Origin of the sequence: Vibrio sp. CJQ_6 (assembly GCF_043106745.1) — a bacterium.
GTDB classification, from domain to species: domain Bacteria; phylum Pseudomonadota; class Gammaproteobacteria; order Enterobacterales; family Vibrionaceae; genus Vibrio; species Vibrio furnissii.
In genome coordinates, this window is sequence record NZ_JBICMV010000035.1 from 487,594 (window position 1) to 504,672 (window position 17,079).

Consider the following 17,079-nt stretch of genomic DNA (forward strand, 5'->3'; position numbering starts at 1 on the left):
TCAAAACACCATGCTTAATTGAAAACCCCATCATTCAGACACAAAAAAGCGGAGCCCATGGGCTCCGCTTTTTCATGAGAACGCGAGTTCTAGCATTATTTCTTAGCAAGCTTCTCTTTGATACGAGCTGCTTTACCAGATAGTTCGCGTAGGTAGTACAGTTTGGCACGACGTACTGCACCACGGCGTTTAACTTCGATGCTAGCCACTACTGGAGAGTGAGTTTGGAACGTACGCTCAACACCTTCACCGTTCGAGATTTTACGAACTGTGAATGCTGAGTGTAGGCCACGGTTACGAATTGCGATTACAACGCCTTCAAAAGCCTGTAGACGCTCACGGTCACCTTCTTTTACCTTAACTTGTACAACAACAGTGTCACCTGGTGCAAATTGAGGTAGGTCTTGCTTCATTTGCTCTTCTTCAAGAGCCTTGATGATGTTACTCATTGTCTAAATTCCTAGAATAAACTGATACTAAATTTAATAGGTTACTGGGTCTGGGTCTCTTTAATGTACTCAGCCAGTAATTGTTCCTGTTCGTCAGTCAGAGCTAGGTTTTCCAGGAGCTCTGGTCTTCTCAGCCAAGTTCGGCCTAGCGACTGTTTCAGTCGCCAACGACGAATGTCCTCGTGGTTTCCGGATTTCAGCACCTGAGGCACCTCTTTTCCATCCAACACTTCTGGACGCGTATAGTGCGGACAATCCAACAAGCCATTGGCAAAAGAATCTTCTTCTGCCGACGCAAAATCACCGAGTACCCCCGGAATAAACCGAGAGACCGAATCAATCAACGTCATGGCTGGGAGCTCCCCACCCGTCATCACAAAGTCGCCAATTGACCATTCTTCGTCAACTTCAGACTCAATGATGCGCTCATCTACCCCTTCGTAGCGGCCACAGATGAGAAGCAGGTTCTCATGCGTTGCCAGCTCTTCGACCCCTTGCTGATCGAGTTTTCGACCTTGAGGAGAAAGATAAATGACTTTCGTCTTTCCCGGTGCCGCCTGTTTGGCTGTCTGAATGGCATCCCTTAAAGGTTGAACCATCATTAACATGCCAGGACCGCCACCGTAGGGTTTGTCATCGACAGTGCGACGTTTGTCATGAGTGAAATCACGAGGATTCCAAGTCTCAATGGACAACACCCCTTTTTTTACCGCTTGACCTGTTACTCCGAAATCGGTAACGCTGCGGAACATTTCAGGAAATAGGCTAATGACGCCAACCCACATGTGTTCTCTGCCTTATCGATTCAGAATTAAAACGCAGGATCCCAGTCAACTTCGATCCGTTGAGCCGTGCGATCAATGTTTTTGATCACTTGCTCTTCAAGGAACGGAATCAATCGTTCCTTTTGGCCAAAAGCATCTTTTAGATTCGCCTTCACCACGAGAACATCGTTCGAGCCAGTTTCTAACATGTCGACAACTTCACCAAGGTTGTAGCCTTGTGTTGTCACCACTTGCATACCGAACAATTCACGCCAGTAGAACTCATCTTCTGACAATTCAGGTAGTGATGCAGGGTCAATCGCGATTTCAAAGTTAGTCATCAGGTTCGCATCTTCTCGAACATCAAGTCCTTGAAGTTTTGCCACCATACCTTTGTTATGGCGTTTCCAGCTTTCTACTTTGTACTCGACCCATTCGCCTTTATGGTTCACAAACCATGGGCTGTAATCAAAAATGCTCTCAGCATCGTCTGTATAGGAAAAAACCTTAAGCCAACCACGAATGCCATAAGAAGCACCAAACTTACCTACAACAATTTTTTCGTCTTGCTTGCTCATTGTTTCTTTACCTTTCATCGACATAAACTAGTGCTACTTACTAAGTAAGAATTAAGCCGCTTTTTGAGCGTCTTTAACTAGCTTAGCTACGCGATCTGATACAGATGCGCCTTGTGAAACCCAGTGGTTCACGCGCGCTAGATCTAGGCGTAGGCCTTCTTCTTGACCTTGAGCAGTTGGGTTAAAGAAACCAACTTTCTCAATGAAACGGCCAGTTGAAGAGTTGCGGCTGTCAGCAACAACGATTTGATAGAATGGACGCTTTTTAGCGCCGTGACGTGCCAAACGAATGGTTACCATGTCGTCCTCTTTGCTTTCTCAAAAATAAAATTAACCCCAAAAACCGTTGTTCTAAAACAGTTTGGGGTCTCGTGCCAAAATAAAGCCTCGGAATTTTACTCTTATTCCGAGGCATTGCAAGGGTTTTAGCTATTTTTTCACCACCAAAAGTGGGGGCAAATTACCGTGAGCATGTTAACAGTTTGAAAACTTAGTCATCAAAACTTTCGGTGCTCACCTGCATGCTTAACGACCGAAAAATCCGCCGCCGAAGCCGCCACCGCCGCCCATCATGCCTTGCATGTTTCGCATCATTCCTTTCATGCCGCCTTTTTGCATTTTCTTCATCATCTTCTGCATCTGCGTAAATTGCTTCAGCAGGCGGTTGACGTCTTGAACTTGCGTGCCTGAACCAGCGGCAATGCGTTTTTTACGCGAGCCTTTGATGAGGTCGGGGTTTTGGCGCTCTTTCATGGTCATGGAGCTGATGATGGCTTCCATCTGCTTAAACATGCGGTCATCAACTTTGTCTTTGATGTCTGATGGCAGTTGCGACATGCCCGGCAGTTTATCCAACATGCCCATCATGCCACCCATGTTTTGCATCTGGCCCAGTTGTTCGCGGAAGTCTTCCAAATCGAAGCCTTTCTTCTCTTTGAATTTCTTCGCCAGTTTCTCGGCTTTTTCTTGGTCGACATTGCGTTGCAGATCTTCAATCAGCGACAGAACGTCACCCATGCCCAGAATACGTGACGCCACGCGATCCGGGTGGAATGGTTCCAGGGCGTCGGTTTTCTCACCCACACCAAGGAATTTGATCGGTTTGCCCGTGATATAACGCACAGACAGCGCAGCACCGCCACGGGCGTCACCATCGACTTTCGTCAGAATCACACCGGTTAAAGGCAGCGCGTCGCCAAACGCTTTCGCAGTATTGGCCGCATCCTGACCGGTCATCGCATCGACCACAAACAGCGTTTCAACTGGGTTGATCGCTTTGTGCAGATCTTGGATTTCTCCCATCATCTGCTCGTCAATCGCCAGACGACCCGCGGTATCGACAATCAGTACGTCAAAGAATTTTTTCTTCGCGTGATCAATCGCTGCATTGGCAATATCAATTGGTTTTTGATCCGGCGAAGAGGGGAAGAAATCCACGTCTAAATCGTTCGCCAGGGTTTCCAACTGTTTGATTGCCGCAGGGCGATAAACGTCGGCAGAAACCACCAGCACTTTTTTCTTATCGCGCTCTTTCAGCAATTTTGACAGTTTGCCGACCGATGTGGTTTTACCCGCACCCTGCAAACCCGCCATCAGAATCACGGCCGGTGGCTGAGCTGCTAGGTTCAGCGCTTCATTCGACTCCCCCATCACCGCTTCAAGTTCACCGCGAACGATCTTGATGAATTCCTGGCCAGGTGTCAGGGATTTCGAAACTTCAACACCAACCGCTTTCTCTTTGACGCGGCTGACAAATTCACGTACGACCGGTAACGCGACGTCTGCTTCCAGCAGCGCCATACGCACTTCGCGTAACGTCTCTTTAATGTTGTCTTCTGTAAGACGACCTTTACCGCTGATATTTTTCAGCGTTTTGGACAATCGATCCGTTAAATTTTCAAACATCTTTTTCTCTTCGCGATAAGGCGATTCATATCGGTGAGTATACCTTAGCCAAATGAATAGGCATACCCATTGCGCGGTTGCATCCACGTTTCTTTATTAGATTGGGCTTCATCGCGATATCTCAACTCTCGAAATAGATCACGATCCGGCATAGCTCATTGGGGTTATGCAGGGTATAATTCGCCACTTCAATCACCATTTATGTGAGAAGCATGGATAACTTAATCGCTATCGTTGCCGCCATCTTGTATGCACTGTCCATTGCGACGATCGTACCGGGCTTGGCCAACCAAACAGGGATCAAAGCTAAAACGGTATTTATCAGTGCCGCGCTGGCGCTGCTTTTTCATGCCTGGCTATTGAGTGACCTCATTTTGCACGGCAGCGGTCAAAACTTAAGTATTCTGAACGTGGCCTCGTTGATCAGCTTTATCATTGCGCTGGTCATGAGCGTGGCGATGTTCAAAGCGCGTTTGTGGTTCCTGCTGCCGGTGGTGTACAGCTTCTCCGCCATTAACCTCTCTGCGGCGGCGTTTCTACCTGGGACGTTCATGACCCATCTGGAAAATGATCCCAAGCTGATGTTTCATATTTCTTTAGCACTCTTCTCCTACTCTACCTTGTCGATAGGCGCGTTGTACGCCTTGCAACTGGCTTGGTTGGATTACAAGTTAAAGAAGAAAAAAGGACTTACCATCAACCCGAACCTGCCGCCCTTGCTGATGGTTGAACGTCACCTGTTCAAAATTATTTTGATCGGTAACCTGCTGCTCACCGGCACCCTGATCACCGGTTTTGTGTTCGTTCAGGATATGTTCGCCCAAGGCAAAGCGCACAAAGGCATTCTCTCGTTTATTGCTTGGGTCGTGTATTCCATTTTGTTGTGGGGGCACTATCAGAAAGGCTGGCGCGGACGTAAAGTCACGTGGTTCGCCGTGGCCGGGGCAACCTTGCTTACGCTGGCGTACTTCGGCAGCCGATTTGTCAGAGAGATTATTCTGCGCTAAGGTCAACGAATTAGACCTGAATCAACATGAACACCCCCGCCTGGGATAGGCCTTTATTTACCGAAAACTGTTATAAGGAAAACAAGCGTTTTGGACGACATATCAACGGGTATCTTATTTGCGCTACTCGCGTGTCTTATTATTATTTCCGCCTATTTCTCGGGTTCAGAAACCGGCATGATGTCGCTGAACCGCTACCGCCTGAAACACTTGGCGAACACGGGACACAAAGGCGCCAAACGCGTTGAAAAACTCCTTGGCCGCCCCGACCGTTTGATCGGCTTGATTCTGATCGGTAATAACCTCGTTAACATTTTAGCGTCGGCGATTGCGACCATTTTGGGGATGCGTCTGTACGGTGATATCGGCGTGGCCATTGCCACCGGTGTGCTCACCTTAGTGATTTTGGTGTTTGCCGAAGTCACACCCAAAACGCTGGCCGCGCTGTATCCAGAACGCGTCTCTTACGCCAGCAGCGTCCTGCTCTCGATTTTGATGAAGGTGTTGTCGCCACTGGTGGTGTTCGTCAACTTCATTACCAATGGATTTATTCGCCTGCTGGGGCTCTCTGCGCAACACGGAGGCGATGACCCGCTCAGCTCGGAAGAACTACGCACGGTGGTGAATGAAGCCGGTGGGTTGATCCCACGTCGCCACCAAGACATGTTGCTATCGATCCTCGATTTGGAACACGTCACCGTGAACGACATCATGATTCCCCGCAACGAGATCACCGGCATCAACATCAACGATGACTGGAAATCCATTGTGCGTCAGCTAACACACTCGCCACATGGCCGCGTGGTGCTGTATCGCGATCACATTGATGAAGTGGTTGGCATGTTGCGTCTGCGTGAAGCAGCGCGTTTCGTGTTGGAGAAAAACGAATTCACCAAAGAGACCTTATTGCGGGCCGCCGATGAAGTGTACTTCATTCCAGAAAGTACCCCACTCAACGTGCAATTGCTCAAGTTCCAGCGCAATAAAGAGCGGATTGGCCTCATCGTCGACGAGTATGGCGACATCATTGGTCTCATCACGCTAGAAGACATTCTGGAAGAAATTGTCGGCGAGTTCACCACATCCATTGCGCCAAGTTTAGCGGAAGAGATTACCCCGCAAGGCGATGGCAGCTTCCTGATGGAAGGCAGTGCCAACATCCGCGACATCAACAAGAGCTTGAAGTGGAAATTGCCGACCGATGGTCCTCGCACACTCAACGGGTTGATTTTGGAACATCTGGAAGAGATTCCAGCCAGTCACCTGAGTGTCAAAGTTGCTGGTCACCCGATGGAGATCGTCGAACTCGAAGAAAACCGCATCAAACTGGTTCGAGTCTACCCGCGTAAAACGAAGAAAGCGTAAGCGCCCACATTCAGCATCCACAAAAAAGGCTTGGTCATCCCAAGCCTTTTTTATTACTCGAATTTTCACTCGCAATGGTTACGCGCAGTAATCGTTACGCGCAGCTTTAGTGCACTTTCAGCTCATTGAGCATCGATTCGGGCAACGCCAGTTCATCATTCTTGTTGACCTGAATGCCTGCGGCAATCACGGTTTCAGCAATCGCTTTGGCTTCATTCAGGGAGTGCATCGCTGCGGTGCCGCACTGGTATTCGTTCAGCTCAGGAATTTGATCCTGGCTTTCGACACTCAATACGTCTTGCATCGACGCCAACCAAGCGGCGGCGACTTGCTCTTCGCTTGGTGCACCAATCAGGCTCATGTAAAACCCGGTGCGACATCCCATCGGCGAGATGTCGATGATTTCCACGTTCGCACCGTTCAGATGCGCGCGCATAAAGCCGGCGTAAAGATGCTCCAGCGTATGAATCCCTTTCTCGGACAGAATATCTTTGTTTGGCATCGTAAAACGCAGGTCAAACACCGTAATGGTGTCGCCTTTCGGCGTTTGCATGGTTTTCGCAACACGCACAGCCGGTGCGTTCATGCGAGTGTGATCGACGGTAAAACTGTCTAATAATGGCATTGTCCTTTCTCCATTGCATGCCAGTTCAGAAAAACCAGCTTCGATTGTCTTCTAATTCCTGACGGCACTGTTTGAGCTGCCATCCATAGTCTTTTGCCTGTTGCTCGACTTTACGAGCCACCTTGATCAAGGCCGGTTTTGACTGGTAGCTTTTACGCTTAAAGCCGCCTCGACCTTCATGATAGGCGAGATATTGATGATAGGTATCCCATTTCGAGATCCCAAGCGTTTTTTGTGTTTCGCTGGTATACCAGCCAATAAACATTAACGAATCATCAAAATTGGTCCGCGAGCCACCGTGGTCGGTCGCGCGTTGAAAATCTTCCCAAGCAGGATCTTGCGCCTGCGCATAGCCATACGCACTGCTGACTCGGCCCCAGGGAATAAATCCTAGTAGGTAATCTTTGGGCGGTTTGGCATCGTGGCGAAAACTGCTCTCCTGCTTGATGATCGCCATCGCAATCTGAATCGGCGTGCCCCACGCGTCATTCATCGCCACCGCATCGTCATACCATTGCGGCTTTTCTCGAAAAATGTCACACAGATTGCTTTGTTGGCTTGGTGGTGTGGTCGCACACCCCGCCAAAAGCAGGAGTGTGCTCACCGAAAGCCATGTCGCCTTTGTTGCCATGTTATTTCAGATAGGCAAAGTAGTGTTCAAGAAACGCATCAAAGCTCTGTTGGTCTTGCTGCTCAAGCTGCTGCTGAGCGGCAACCGAGCGCACAACTTCCTCTTCCATAAGCGTCGCGGAGTACACTTTGTATTGATGGTTCAAGTTCTGTTCGCGGTATTTCAAGCCCAGTGCACAGCCCGTTTTTCCGAGACCGCCATGTTCTTTGGTCAGCGCCAACGTCTGTGCTGACAACGTCCGTTCCGGATGATCGATCCAGCTTTCTAGCTCGCGACACACATCCTGATACGCACTGCCGCCATGCACGGAATCCATCAGTTCAGCAATCAGAGACAAATCAGCAAATACGCGTTTGGCCCAAGCTTGCAGTGACAATTTCTCGCCATGACAACCAATTTGCAGCTCCAGCCCTGGCTTGCGCCCTTCCAGCACCACTTTGCTCCAGTTATCACGCCAGCAAGCCAGTTCGCAATCGTCCATTGGATCCGAATCGGTCAATGCTGTCCACGTGAGGAACAGATCGAGGAAGCGGACTTGCTGCTCGCTGATGCCAATCGGACTAAATGGGTTCACATCCAGTGAGCGCACTTCAATGTATTCCACGCCGCCACGCGCCAGCGCTTCAGACGGTTTCTCGCCACTTTTCGCCACACGTTTTGGACGAATGGGCGCGTAGAGTTCATTCTCAATCTGCAGCACATTACTGTTGAGCTGACGGTATTCGCCCGCCACTTTCACGCCAATCTCGGCAAACTCGTCAGACGGGGTGCGAATCGCCGCATTGAGTCCAGCGAGGTACTGCTCAATGCCATTAAATCCAATTTTAAGCACGCTTTGTGCGTGGTTGGTGTAACCCAAATCACTCAAACGCAAAGAGGTGGCATGCGGCAGATACAGGGTCTGCCCGATGTTCTCAAACGCCAGCGACGTTTCACGCCCTTGAATGAATGACGAGCACAATGCCGGTGACGCCCCAAAGAAGTAAGGGATCAACCAGCCAAAGCGGTAATAGTTACGGATCAATGCAAAATAGGCATCCGATTTTGTGGCCTGACGTTGTTCTTCTGATTGTTCGCCATACAGGGCGTCCCAAAATGAGTCCGGGAAAGAAAAGTTGAAATGAACACCAGAAATGATTTGCATCAGGCTACCGTAGCGACGCTTCAGGCCGGTACGATAAAGGGTTTTCATGCGGCCAGAATTGGACGAGCCGTATTGAGCCAGCGTGATGTCATCTTCATTGCCGACATAGCATGGCATCGACAATGGCCACAGTTTTTCTTCACCGATTTTGCTTTGTGCAAAGTGGTGAATATCGGCCAACTGCGACATTAGCGTCGGAACATCATGCGAAACCGGAGTAATAAACTCCAGCAGAGATTCAGCGAAATCCGTTGTGATCCAGCGATTGGTCAGTGCCGAACCCAGCGCGGTTGGATGAGGTGTTTGGGCAATCGCCCCCTCAGGAGTGTAACGCAGCGTTTCACGTTCAACACCTCGGCCAAACTGTTGAAACACTTCAGGTTGATGAGCAACTCGTTCAAGTCGCGCGGCAAAATTAGTCAAAATGAGATTCGCTTATAAATGTTATAAATCCAATGAAGCTGAGCTTAACCCGCCACGATAGAAGCAGGAGGCGGAACTTCGCCTCCTCTTTAATGTGTACTCTAGCGGATGATTTCAAGCTCTTCTACGGGAATAGTTAACTTTTCTAGTTGGGGTTTGAGCGATTTGGCATCACCCACAACAATGATTTGGTAGTCCGTTGGCACAAACCATTTTGCGGCCAGTTCATCCAATGTCGACTTATCCACGCTTTTGACGATGTCATTGCGCTGCTGCAGATAATCCTTATCCAAGCTGTAAGTCAGGATACTACTTAGGAGCTGCGCTTTCTGTGATGGCGTTTCATAACTGAGCGCATCTTGCTGGCCCACCGCCAAACGCAAGAACGTCATCTCTTCTTTCGTCAGCCCTTGCTGGCTAAATCGATCCATCTCTTTTTCCATTTCGACAATCGAAGGCACTGTGGCATCGGCGCGTACCTGCGCATTGAACACAATCGCCCCCACTTCTCGATTGCTGGCAAAGTAACTGCTGGCGCCGTAGGTGTAGCCTTTATCTTCACGCAGATTCTGGTTGATGCGACTGTTGAAATTCCCGGCCAAGTTAAAGTTGGCCAGTTGACTTAAATACAGCTCGCCAGTCGCGTCAAACGGCAGACCTCGACGCACCAAACGGACGATGGTTTGCGGCGCTCCCGGTTTATCAACGAGGTAGATTTTCTGCCCCGTCAGATTCGGCACCACTTGCGGGCGCAGCAATGGAGACGCTTCCCCTTGCCACTGAGCAAAGAATTGCAGCTGTTTACGCACGTCCCGTTTACCGATGTCACCCACAACCACAATTTGCGCACCATGCGGTGTGTAGTATTGGTGATAGAAGTGCTTCACATCCTCAAGCGTCAACGCCGCAATGGATGCCTGCGTCCCATCACTGGCGCGCGCAAAAATCGAATCGCCGAACAGCACCTGACGCGTGGCTTGCGAAGCCAACCACCCCGGTTGCTGGTGTTGATACACGGTGCCTTGAATCATTTGCTGTTTGATGCGGTTGAAATCGTCTTTTCGAAAACCGGGTTTAAACAGCACTTCTTCAACCACGGCCATGGTTTCGGCCAGGTTCTTTTTCAAACTCGAAATCACAATGCTGGTTGAGTAAGCATTGGCACTGACACTCACTTGCGAGCCCAATTGATCCAATTGGGCTTGAATCTGCTCAACGGTTCGCGTCGTCGACCCTTCTTCCAGCATGGCTGCCGTCAGATTCGCCAATCCTTCTTTCCCCGGTGCCACATGGCGCTCCCCTGCAGGCAGCTTGATCTCGACCAGCACGGTAGGTGTTTCGGTGGTCTGCGTGCCGAGAAGTTCTGCACCATTGTCGAAATAGATGTCATACAGCGGTGGCATGTGTGCTTGCACCGCTTCAGCCACTTTCGGCATCAATGAACGATCGAAATTGTCCTTCACAGCACGATAATGAAGATCACTGTCGCTGATCTTATGATACGTCGGCAAGGTGCGTGCAGGCGGCGTAAAGTTATCCGCTTGAACCGCCAGTTGCGTTTGACCTTTTGGCACGACGCTCAAGGTCACTTTATGCTGCCCTTCAAGGTAACGCTGATACGCCTGCGACACCGATTGTGGCGACACTGCACGTAGTTCCGCAAGTTGCGTTTCGATGCGATCCGGTTGGCCGTAGAACGTTTGGTTACTGGCCAGTTGAGTCACTTTGCCTTGCACGCTTTCCAGCGCAAACACCGCATTGGCTTCCGCCATGCCAGTGATCTGCTCAAGGCGTGCTTTATCAACACCCGATTGTTTGAACTGTTGCAACGTCTGCATCAACTCGTGATACAACGGTTGAAGCTGCGCTTTGTCCCCCGAAGGCGCCATGGCATAGACGTAAAAATTACATGCCAATTCCGCACAATCTTGGAACGCGCCGGCATCGACCGCTTTTTGTGTTTTGACCAGATTCTGATACAACAAGCTGTTTGAACCACTGCCCAACACTTTGGCCAGCGCATCCAGTGAGGCCTGATCGCTTGCGCCGCGATAAGCCGTTGGCCAACCAATCACCACCATCGGTTGCTGAATGCGATCTTGCAGCGTCACAAAACGATCTTCAGTTAAAGTAGCAGGTTGTTTGGGCGCATTGTCGACTTCAGGGCCTTGTGGAATCGAGCCAAAGTATTTGCTCACCCACGCCAGCGTTTTATCCACATCGATGTCACCACCAATGGTGAGCACCGCATTGTTCGGACCATACCAACGGAGGAAAAACGCTTTCAGATCATTCACGTCGACTCGGTCGAGATCGTCAACATAGCCAATAGTTTGCCATGAATACGGATGACCTTCTGGGTACATGGCTTCACCCATTTTCTCCCAGATCAAACCATATGGACGGTTGTCGTAGTTTTGCGCGCGCTCGTTTTTCACCGTATCGCGCTGAATTTCAAATTTACGCTGCGACACCGCATCGAGCAAAAAGCCCATGCGATCCGATTCCAACCACAACACTTTTTCCAACTGATTCGACGGTACGGTTTCGTAGTAGTTGGTCCGGTCGCGGTTGGTGGTGCCATTCAGCGACCCGCCCGCTTCGGTGATAATGCGAAAATGTTGCTGATCGCCAACGTGCTTTGAGCCTTGAAACATCATGTGCTCAAAGAAATGCGCGAAACCCGATTTCCCGGCCACTTCGCGGGCAGATCCTACATGATAAGTTACGTCCACATGCACCAGCGGATCGGAGTGATCCGGCGATAGAATCACCGTCAACCCATTATCAAGACGGTATTTGGAATACGGGATCATCACTTTTCCCGGTTGTGCGTCGACGGTTTCGACCAGCGACACTCCGGAAGGCAGAGAGGAGAAAAGCGACACCGGTGCCGATGTGGATGAGCAGCCATACAAGGCGATAAGAGAAACAGCACCAAACCAAAGTTTTCTCATGACTTCTCCTTAGAAAAAACCATAAAAGAGAGCAGCCAGCAGTGAATAACGTAATGCTTTACCAATCAGGATGAGTGTAAAGACGGGAAACCAATTCATGCGAAGCCAGCCAGCTGCCAGACAGAGCGGATCACCAATGATGGGTAACCAGCTCAACAGTAATGCCCAATAGCCGTGTTTATTCAGCCAGGCTAATGCTTTATGACCTTGTTTTTCGTGTTCAGTTCGATTAGGCAGCCACAAACCTAACCAATAGTTGGTCACGCCACCGAGGGTATTGCCCACGGTCGCGACCACGATCACCATCAACACGGAATATTGTTGCAGAGACAGCGTTGCCACTAACGCCGCTTCCGAGCCGCCCGGAAGCAACGTTGCACTCAAAAAGCCCCCGAAGAACAAAACCCAGAGGGCGGAGTTAGAAAACAGCAGTGCCAGTTCGGTAAAGCCAGAGTTAAACCACTCTAGCATTGCATATCAAGCAACACCTTGCCCCGCGTGTGTCCGGACTCAATTTGAGTGTGCGCTTGCTGCACGTCGCTCATTGGATACACTTGCTGAATTTCGGTCTTCAAGAGCCCAACACTCACCATGTAGAGCATGGTGTTGAGTTGTTCTGGGTTGGGGTCAACCAGCATGCCAGTCGCCTCAAAGCCGAGCATTTTGGCTTTCTCGCAGATCAGTTCCGCACTCAAAGTCGGTACCGTCACCACGCGAGCATGATCGTTCAGACATTTGAGCGCATCCAACGCTGCATCACCACCAACCAAATCGATCAGCACGTCCACTTGCTCTAAGCGTTGAGACACTGGCGCAAAGTTATAATTGATCGCGTGCGCGCCCAAGGTCGCCAGATAATCGAGGTTGCTTTCGCTGCATGTGGTATAGACTTCTGCTTTCGCTGCAATCGCGATTTGCACCGCCAAATGCCCCACACCACCGGCACCTGCGAGGATCAACACCCGATCGCCCTCTTTCACTTGGGCTTTATTGAGCGCCTGTGCCGCGGTCTGCCCCGCCAGAGGCAGCACCGCCGCCGCTTCAAGGGTCACGGCATCAGGAACAATGCTGAGCTCTTTTTCCGGCACGCACACATATTGGCTGTACCCACCGCCCCGCAGTGGAAAACCAATAAAACCGGCCACATGAACCCCAGCTTTGAGTTCGCGAACGCCGTCGCCCACGCTGACCACGGTGCCTGCAATATCGTAGCCCGGCACCCAAGGTAGATTGTCTTTGTTCTGCGCAGCTGCCCAGCCAAGACCGGCACGGGTTTTTACATCAATAGGGTTGATGCCTGAAAATGCCACTTTGACTAACACTTCGCCAGCCTGAGGTTCAGGTATCGCGGTGGTTTGAATCGCGAGCACTTCTGGCCCGCCAAACTGGGTGATTGCAATCTGCTTGTTGTCCATTTCCAAGGTCCCTATTGAGGCAAATAAAAAGGGATGCCGAAGCATCCCTTTGAATATATACCATTTTATTAGTAACCGTTAACTCTCAGTTCGCAATTTAACCAGAGATTAACCGACCAGCGCCAACAGCACCCCGGCCGCAACCGCCGACCCCAGCACCCCGGCCACGTTGGGCCCCATGGCATGCATCAGCAAGAAGTTCTGTGGATTGGCTTCCAAACCTACTTTGTTCACCACGCGTGCCGCCATTGGCACCGCCGACACACCGGCCGCACCAATCAGTGGGTTGATGTCTTCTTTGGAGAACTTGTTGAGGATCTTCGCCATGATCACACCGCCAGCCGTCCCGATGCTAAACGCAACCGCGCCCAGCGCCAAAATGCCCAACGTTTCAAGGTTTAGGAATTTATCGGCCTGCAATTTGGAGCCGACCCCTAAGCCCAAGAAAATCGTCACGATGTTGATCAGCTCGTTTTGCGCCGTCTTCGACAAACGCTCCACCACGCCGGCTTCGCGCATCAAGTTACCGAGACAGAACATGCCCACCAAAGGTGTCGCCGCAGGCAAGAACAAAATCGTCATCAATAACACCACCAAAGGAAAGATGATTTTTTCGGTTTTGCCGACGTGGCGCAATTGCGCCATTTTGATCTGACGTTCTTCTGGTGTGGTTAACGCTTTCATGATGGGCGGTTGAATGATCGGCACCAACGCCATGTAGCTGTAGGCCGCCACCGCAATCGCGCCCAACAGATCAGGCGAAAGCTGACTGGCAAGGAATATCGCCGTTGGGCCATCCGCGCCGCCGATAATCGCGATGGAGGAAGCGTCTGCCATGGTGAATTCCATGCCCGGCACGTAGTTCAACAAAATAGCGCCAAACAGGGTCGCAAAAATCCCCAACTGCGCTGCCGCACCTAACCATAACGTTTTCGGGTTCGCAATCAATGCCCCGAAATCCGTCATCGCCCCAACCCCCATGAAGATCAAGAGTGGGAAGACCCCAGACTCAATCCCCACGTGATAGACGTAGTACAGCAGACCACCCGGTTCAGTAAAACCGGCATTAGGAATGTTGGCCAACACAGCACCAAACCCGATGGGCAATAGCAGCAAAGGCTCAAACCCTTTACGAATCGCCAAAAACAGCAGCAAACCACCCACCATGATCATGATGATCTGGCCGAGTTCGAAGTTTGCAATGCCCGTTTCAGACCATAAGGTGATTAATCCGTCCATGGTTCTTCCTTATGCCAAACTCAACAGAGGCGCACCAACCGTCACAGAATCCCCTTCTTTAACATGAAGATCCTGCACAACACCGCCGCGCGCCGCGCGAATTTCGGTTTCCATCTTCATGGCTTCCAGCACGATCAAAATGTCACCTTCGGCCACTTCGCTCCCGCTTTGCACATTGATTTTGAAGATGTTCCCCGCCAGCGGCGCTGGCACCGATTCCGCATTTGCGCTGACGGCCGCCGGAGCCGCAGTGGGCGCAGCTTGGCCTGCGGATGCTGGCGTCACGGAGGTCAGTTGACCTTGCGGTCCCACTTCGACGTCATACACTTGGCCATCCACACGTACGCTGTAAGTTTCAACGCCGCCAGCCAATGTTGGTGCAGCCGCCACGACGGGTGCCGGTTCATTGCCCGGCGCCGGTTCAAACGCTTCCGGATTATGACGGTTTTTGAGGAATTTAAGGCCCACTTGTGGGAACAAGGCATAAGTCAGCACGTCATCGACCGTATCTTCAGCCAGTGAAATGCCGTCCGCTTTCGCTTTTTCCAGCAATTCAGTGGTCAAATGATCCATTTCGGCATTCAGCAGATCCGCAGGACGACAAGTGATAGCGGCTTTCCCTTCAAGCACTTTGGCTTGCAGCTCCGCATTGACAGAGGCTGGTGCCGCACCATATTCCCCTTTGAGAACACCTGCAGTTTCTTTGGTAATGCTCTTATAGCGCTCACCGGTCAAGACGTTGATCACCGCTTGCGTGCCCACAATTTGCGAGGTCGGCGTCACCAAAGGAATAAAGCCCAAGTCTTCACGCACGCGAGGGATCTCTTTTAGAACCTCATCCAAGCGATCCGCGGCTCCTTGCTCTTTCAACTGACTTTCCATATTCGTCAGCATGCCGCCCGGCACCTGAGCAATCAGAATGCGTGAATCCACCCCTTTCAACTGACCTTCAAACTTCGCGTACTTCTTGCGTACGTCACGGAAATAAGCAGCAATCGGTTCCAGTTGTTCCAGCTGCAAATGCGTATCACGCGCCGTACCTTGCAGCATCGCCACCACGGTTTCCGTAGGGGTATGCCCGTATGTTTGACTCATCGAAGAAATGGCGGTGTCAAGAATATCAATGCCCGCTTCCACCGCTTTGATTGCCGTTGCGGTCGATAAACCTGTAGTGGCATGGCAATGCAGCGCTAGGGGCACAGCACAGGATGCTTTGATACGCGTGATCAGCTCTTCTGCCTCATACGGCTTTAGCAGCCCTGACATGTCTTTGATACACAGCGAATGGCAGCCGAGATCTTCCAAACGTTTCGCCAAATCAACCCACGTATCCGCGTTGTGCACGGGACTGGTGGTGTAAGAGAGCGTGCCTTGAGCATGCGCGCCGACATCAATCGTCGCTTTGACCGCTTGCTCGAAGTTGCGAACATCGTTCATGGCATCAAAGATACGGAACACATCCATCCCGTTGGTATGCGCACGTTCCACAAATTTTGCCACCACATCATCAGCGTAATGGCGATAACCCAGCAAGTTTTGCCCACGCAGCAGCATTTGCATCGGAGTGTTTGGCATGGCCTGTTTGAGCGCGCGTAGACGTTCCCATGGGTCTTCCCCAAGATAACGAATGCAAGCGTCAAAGGTCGCGCCACCCCAAGTTTCCAGCGACCAGTAACCCACTTTATCCAGTTCTGCCGCAATCGGCAGCATATCGTCCAGACGCAGACGCGTCGCAAACAGTGATTGATGCGCGTCACGAAGGACGACATCGGTAATAGCGAGAGGTTTAGACATGTGTATAACTCCTTTTAATCCGGACTACTTCGACGCTGAAGTACGATACTGATGTACGGCAGCGGAAATAGCGGCGACAACCTGAGGACTCACAGCCGCAGAGGTGGGTTGCACTTTTTTCGCTGGGGTTGGTGCGGCGAACGATGGTGGCACTTCTTGTGGTACCCATTTAGACATGCATCGAACGAGATAAACCAGAATGGTGAGGAATAGAAATACGACCGACATCCCCGTGATCATGAGGGTGGCCGCATCCACTAGCAGGCTTCCAATATTAGTCATGTTGCTTCCTTTCTTTGTCATCCTGACAACATATGCTGAGCATGAGCGACCATCTCACGCCAACATGTGAAACGAAATTATCAATTTTGGTGAAAAATTGTCAATTTTGTTCACTACACAGTTGTGCTCGGCACACACAATCGGTTGAAAATTCGTCACACAAATCACAAAACGTCGTGAAATGACCGACAAACGTTCTAACTTTTGTGGCGAATATGCCCAGATTAAAGAAGATTCAAAACGAAAATTGAGATGCAGTTAATAAAGTGGAAAAAATCCCTTTAAAACAATGAGTTGTAAAATATAGATAAACAAGATGATAATGAAATGTAAATAAAAAAGCCTCGCGAATGCGAGGCTTTGTAAGGATGGCGCGCTCGAGAGGATTCGAACCTCTGACCGCCTGGTTCGTAGCCAGGTACTCTATCCAGCTGAGCTACGAGCGCGCTATTTTCGATACCAAACAAGGTTGTTCAGGATCAGGGCATTACCCTTATTCAC

The 17,079-nt window shown here is 50.6% G+C and carries 16 protein-coding genes and 1 tRNA gene; 2 read left to right on the forward strand and 15 right to left on the reverse strand.

What is annotated here, in order from left to right; all coding sequences use genetic code 11:
• Positions 1-95: 95 nt before the first annotated feature.
• The 5 genes from rplS to ffh all read right to left on the reverse strand — a co-directional run bounded on the left by rplS (position 96) and on the right by ffh (position 3,696).
• Positions 96-449 (reverse strand): 50S ribosomal protein L19, encoded by a 354-nt coding sequence (gene rplS / locus ACF8PK_RS20190; protein ID WP_004723886.1) that lies wholly within the window; start codon positions 447-449, stop codon positions 96-98.
• 41 nt (positions 450-490) lie between these two features.
• Positions 491-1,234 (reverse strand): tRNA (guanosine(37)-N1)-methyltransferase TrmD, encoded by a 744-nt coding sequence (trmD, locus tag ACF8PK_RS20195; protein ID WP_014205763.1) that lies wholly within the window; start codon positions 1,232-1,234, stop codon positions 491-493.
• A gap of 26 nt (positions 1,235-1,260) precedes the next feature.
• Positions 1,261-1,815, reverse strand: coding sequence for a ribosome maturation factor RimM (gene rimM / locus ACF8PK_RS20200; RefSeq protein ID WP_004723882.1), 555 nt, complete (start codon positions 1,813-1,815; stop codon positions 1,261-1,263).
• Positions 1,816-1,842: 27 nt separating this feature from the next.
• A complete protein-coding gene (rpsP, locus tag ACF8PK_RS20205) occupies positions 1,843-2,091 on the reverse strand; it encodes a 30S ribosomal protein S16 (protein ID WP_004723879.1) in 249 nt (82 codons plus the stop codon).
• A 225-nt stretch (positions 2,092-2,316) separates the two neighbouring features.
• The gene (gene ffh / locus ACF8PK_RS20210; RefSeq protein WP_004723876.1) at positions 2,317-3,696 is read right to left on the reverse strand and encodes a signal recognition particle protein; all 1,380 of its coding nucleotides are present in this window, start codon (positions 3,694-3,696) and stop codon (positions 2,317-2,319) included.
• A gap of 212 nt (positions 3,697-3,908) precedes the next feature.
• Here ffh and ACF8PK_RS20215 point away from each other — a divergent pair, with 212 nt between their 5' ends.
• Positions 3,909-4,703 (forward strand): inner membrane protein YpjD, encoded by a 795-nt coding sequence (locus tag ACF8PK_RS20215; RefSeq protein ID WP_004723874.1) that lies wholly within the window; start codon positions 3,909-3,911, stop codon positions 4,701-4,703.
• 90 nt (positions 4,704-4,793) lie between these two features.
• Complete coding sequence (locus ACF8PK_RS20220) at positions 4,794-6,068, forward strand: HlyC/CorC family transporter (RefSeq protein ID WP_004723872.1); 1,275 nt, start codon at positions 4,794-4,796, stop codon at positions 6,066-6,068.
• A 106-nt stretch (positions 6,069-6,174) separates the two neighbouring features.
• Here ACF8PK_RS20220 and luxS read toward each other — a convergent pair whose 3' ends face one another.
• The 10 genes from luxS to ACF8PK_RS20270 all read right to left on the reverse strand — a co-directional run bounded on the left by luxS (position 6,175) and on the right by ACF8PK_RS20270 (position 17,024).
• Positions 6,175-6,693: an S-ribosylhomocysteine lyase gene (luxS, locus tag ACF8PK_RS20225; RefSeq protein WP_014205765.1), complete on the reverse strand. Its 519-nt coding sequence runs from the start codon at positions 6,691-6,693 to the stop codon at positions 6,175-6,177.
• Between the two features lie 25 nt (positions 6,694-6,718).
• Entirely contained in the window at positions 6,719-7,324 is a 606-nt protein-coding gene (locus ACF8PK_RS20230) for a hypothetical protein (protein WP_044367718.1), read from the reverse strand.
• A 1-nt stretch (position 7,325) separates the two neighbouring features.
• Positions 7,326-8,891, reverse strand: a complete 1,566-nt coding sequence (gene gshA, locus ACF8PK_RS20235; RefSeq protein WP_004723866.1) for a glutamate--cysteine ligase — start codon at positions 8,889-8,891, stop codon at positions 7,326-7,328.
• A 101-nt stretch (positions 8,892-8,992) separates the two neighbouring features.
• Positions 8,993-11,848 (reverse strand): pitrilysin family protein, encoded by a 2,856-nt coding sequence (locus ACF8PK_RS20240; protein WP_172561905.1) that lies wholly within the window; start codon positions 11,846-11,848, stop codon positions 8,993-8,995.
• Between the two features lie 9 nt (positions 11,849-11,857).
• On the reverse strand, positions 11,858-12,319 hold the full coding sequence (locus ACF8PK_RS20245) for a YqaA family protein (protein ID WP_143680206.1): 462 nt from the start codon (positions 12,317-12,319) through the stop codon (positions 11,858-11,860).
• Positions 12,313-13,263: an NADP-dependent oxidoreductase gene (locus ACF8PK_RS20250; RefSeq protein WP_004723861.1), complete on the reverse strand. Its 951-nt coding sequence runs from the start codon at positions 13,261-13,263 to the stop codon at positions 12,313-12,315. The genes ACF8PK_RS20245 and ACF8PK_RS20250 overlap by 7 nt, the downstream gene beginning before the upstream one ends.
• Before the next feature lie 108 nt (positions 13,264-13,371).
• Positions 13,372-14,502, reverse strand: coding sequence for a sodium ion-translocating decarboxylase subunit beta (locus ACF8PK_RS20255; RefSeq protein ID WP_004723858.1), 1,131 nt, complete (start codon positions 14,500-14,502; stop codon positions 13,372-13,374).
• Positions 14,503-14,511: 9 nt separating this feature from the next.
• Positions 14,512-16,296, reverse strand: coding sequence for a sodium-extruding oxaloacetate decarboxylase subunit alpha (oadA, locus tag ACF8PK_RS20260; RefSeq protein ID WP_055465886.1), 1,785 nt, complete (start codon positions 16,294-16,296; stop codon positions 14,512-14,514).
• 24 nt (positions 16,297-16,320) lie between these two features.
• A complete protein-coding gene (locus ACF8PK_RS20265; RefSeq protein WP_041942628.1) occupies positions 16,321-16,578 on the reverse strand; it encodes an oxaloacetate decarboxylase subunit gamma in 258 nt (85 codons plus the stop codon).
• A gap of 369 nt (positions 16,579-16,947) precedes the next feature.
• Positions 16,948-17,024: transfer RNA gene (locus tag ACF8PK_RS20270), tRNA-Arg, on the reverse strand.
• Between the last annotated feature and the right edge of the window lie 55 nt (positions 17,025-17,079).